The organism is Streptomyces globisporus (genome assembly GCF_003501885.1).
GTDB classification, from domain to species: Bacteria; Actinomycetota; Actinomycetes; order Streptomycetales; family Streptomycetaceae; genus Streptomyces; species Streptomyces globisporus_D.
In genome coordinates, this window is the sequence record NZ_QWFA01000330.1 from 1 (window position 1) to 3,318 (window position 3,318).

Below are 3,318 nucleotides of genomic sequence, written 5' to 3' on the forward strand. Positions count from 1 at the left end.
AATCCAGCCCGTCCGGCGCTTGAGGACGGGTGGGGGTTCCGGGGCTCCGCCCCGGGCGCCGGTTTGTCCTCAAGCGCCGGACGGGCTGGATTTCGGGGCTCTGCCCCGGACCCCTCTCCTCAAGCGCCGGAGGGGCTGAGATGGCCCGGAGACGCTGGAGACGCGTCGCCGGAGGGGCGGGGGGTGCCGGAGGAGCTCAGAGAAAAGGCAGCGCTACAGGTTCACGATGTTGCCCGGCTGCATTCTCGGGGCTCTGCGTGCCGGGATGCGGCCCGAGAGCAGGATCAGGCGGGTCGCTCGGTGGCGTTGACCCTCGTAAGGGGTCAGCAGCCTCAGCATTTCCTCGTCGTCCGCGTCGCGGTTGTCCGCCAGGGCGTGGCCCACGATGCCGGGGAGGTGCAGGTCGCCCACCGTGACCGCGTCTGCCGCGCCGTTCGAGCGCTGGAGGGTCTCCGCCGCCGTCCAGGGGCCGATTCCGGGGATGAGCTGGAGGCGGGTCCGGGCCTCGGGCAGGGGCATCGTCGCCGCTTCCTCCAGGCGGCGGGCCACGCGTACGGCTCGCAGGATCGTCGACGAGCGCTTGGCGTCCACGTTCGCCTTGTGCCATTCCCAGGACGGGATCATCGCCCAGCCGCGTGGGTCCGGCATGACGTGCAGGCCCAGGTCGGCGGTGGGACCGGGGGCGGGGGTGCCGAAGCGGCGGACCAGGTGGCGCCAGGCGCGGTACGCCTCGTCCGTGGTGACCTTCTGCTCCAGGACCGAGGGGATCAGCGACTCCAGCACCAGGCCCGTGCGCAGCAGGCGCAGGCCCGGGCGGCGGTGCCGGGTCAGGGCCAGCAGGCGGTGGCGCGGGACGAACGCGTCCGGGTCGTCCTCCGCGCCCAGGAGCGTCGGCAGGCCCTCCAGCAGCCAGTCCGCGCCGGGGCCCCACGCCGTCGCCGCGATCCGCTCGCCGTGGCGCGCGATGCGCAGGGTGCCGGGGCCCGCGGGGGTGCGGGTCGCCCGCCAGAACGTGCCGTCCCCCACCATCCGGAACGTCGGGTCCGCCGGGCCCCGGCGCAGCGGGCCCAGCACCAGGCGGAGGTCCAGGGGGGCCGGTGGCGTCCACTCCCGGGTGAGCGGAACGGCAGCCCCAGGCGCGGCGGCCCCACGCACCGCAGCCTGGTACGGCAGCGCTGCCCGCGTCGTGCGGGGGGCGAATCGTCCTGCCACGAAGCCTCGGTGTCCCTGGGTGCTCGTCGGTGCGGGAGGGCTGCTGCTCCTCCCGCGGCTCTTCGAGGGTACGGGCAGGCGGGGGCTACTGGTCCGAGGAGAAGCGGACCGAGGCGTCCGGCAGCGTCGAGTCGCACCAGATCCTGATCCCGTCGCGCAGCTCGTTGTCCGCGCCCACCTGGGCGCCGTCGCCGATCACCGCGCCGGCCAGGACCGTACGGCCGCCGATCCGCGCGCCGGCGCCGACCAGGGAGTCCGTGATGACCGCGCCCGGTTCGACGATCGCGTTCTCCAGGATCGTGGAGCCCTCTACCCTCGCGCCCGCGCCGATCACCGCGCCGGCGCCGACGACCGTACCGCCGGTGAGCTTCGCGTCCGGGGCCACGGAGGCGGTCGGCAGGACCAGGCGGTCGCCGCAGCGGCCGGGGACCGCCGGGGACGGGGCGCGGCCGAGGACGAGGTCGGCGGAGCCGCGGACGAAGGCGCCGGGGGTGCCGAGGTCCAGCCAGTACGTGGAGTCGACCATGCCCTGGAGGTGGGCGCCGGAGGCGAGCAGCCCGGGGAAGGTCTCGCGTTCGACGGAGACGGGGCGGCCGGCCGGGATCGTGTCGATGACCGAGCGCCGGAAGATGTACGCCCCGGCGTTGATCTGGTCGGTGACGATCTCCTCGGGCGTCTGCGGCTTCTCCAGGAAGGCGGTGACCCGGCCCGTCGCGTCGGTCGGCACGAGGCCGAAGGCGCGCGGGTCCTCCACCCGGGTCAGGTGGAGGGAGACGTCCGCCCCGGAGACGGTGTGCGAGGTGACCAGGGCCCGGATGTCGAGCCCGGTCAGGATGTCGCCGTTGAAGATCAGGACCGGTTCGTCCGGGCCCGAGGACAGCTTCGGCGCGACGTTGCGGATGGCTCCGCCGGTGCCGAGCGGCTCCTGCTCGGTGACGTACTCGATGTGCAGACCGAGCGAGGAGCCGTCGCCGAAGTAGGGCTCGAACACCTCGGCCAGGTAGGACGTGGCGAGCACGATGTGCTCCACCCCGGCCGCCCTGGCCCGCGCCAGCTGGTGGGTGAGGAAGGGGACCCCCGCCGCCGGGACCATCGGCTTGGGGGTGTGCACCGTGAGCGGACGCAGCCGGGTTCCCTTGCCCCCGACCAGGAGGATCGCTTCTTTTGCCTCTGTCACAGCACCGTCTCTGCTTCCTGCTGGGGCTTGGCATCGTTTGTGACTGGTCAGTTAAGCAGACCGGTCGAGCCCCGTTCCGGTCAGCGACCCTGCAGTTTGGCGGAGCTGGTCCGGGCCGTGCCGAGCTTCTTGTAGAGACGCGCTCCGGGGCATTCGGTTGCGAAGCCGTCCCGATGGCCCGAGATGACGTTCATTTTGACCTTTACGCCCGCCTTGTACTTGTTGCTTCCGCCGGAGGTGAGGGTCACCTTGCCCTTGGGGTTGGCGCCGAACAGGCCCAGTTTCCAGGCGGTGAGCTTGGAGACGGCGGTCACCGCGGCGGCGGGCGGGTTGGCGGAGGAGTAGGAGCCGAGCACCGCGATGCCCATGGTGTTGGTGTTGAAGCCCAGGGTGTGCGCTCCGAGGACCGCCTTCGTGACACCGCCGGCCCGGCCCTCGTAGATGTTTCCGCACTTGTCGACGGCGAAGTTGTAGCCGAAGTCGCGCCAGCCGCTGCTCTTGACGTGGTAGCGGTAGATGGAGCGGAGCACCGAGGGCGCCTGCTTGCAGGTGTAGTTGTTCCCGGTCGCGCTGTGGTGCACGAAGGCCGCCTTGACGGTCCTCGTGTACGCGAACTGGCGCTCGCGGAGCTTCTCGTCCGCGCCCCAGCCCTTACGGGTGATGATCTTCGGCCGGGGTCCGATGTACGGCTTCGCCCCGGCCGCGGCGTTCGCCGCCTCTTCCGTCTCCGCCTTGGTCAGCGCGGGGATGACGGACGCACCGAGCGGTGCCAGCTCCGCGTTGACGGCCGAGGCCGCCTCGGACTCGGCGGTGAGCACCTCCGGCACGACCGCCGGCGTCGTCGTGGGCGGGGACGGGTTGACGGCGAACGTCGCCGCGGTGGCGGTCCGGCCGACGGGGGCGGCCCGGGCGGGCTCGGGGGCCGTCTC

At 72.6% G+C, this 3,318-nt stretch carries 3 protein-coding genes; all 3 read right to left on the reverse strand.

Annotated features, from left to right (window positions below; translation table 11 throughout):
- Nucleotides 1-213: 213 nt before the first annotated feature.
- Nucleotides 214-1,212, reverse strand: a complete 999-nt coding sequence (locus D3105_RS33025; protein ID WP_118906506.1) for a DNA-3-methyladenine glycosylase family protein — start codon at nt 1,210-1,212, stop codon at nt 214-216.
- 85 nt (nt 1,213-1,297) lie between these two features.
- Nucleotides 1,298-2,389 (reverse strand): sugar phosphate nucleotidyltransferase, encoded by a 1,092-nt coding sequence (locus D3105_RS33030; RefSeq protein ID WP_118906507.1) that lies wholly within the window; start codon nt 2,387-2,389, stop codon nt 1,298-1,300.
- 80 nt (nt 2,390-2,469) lie between these two features.
- Nucleotides 2,470-3,318 (reverse strand): peptidoglycan recognition protein family protein (locus D3105_RS33035; RefSeq protein WP_165891137.1); only part of this gene is annotated, 849 nt, incomplete at its 5' end.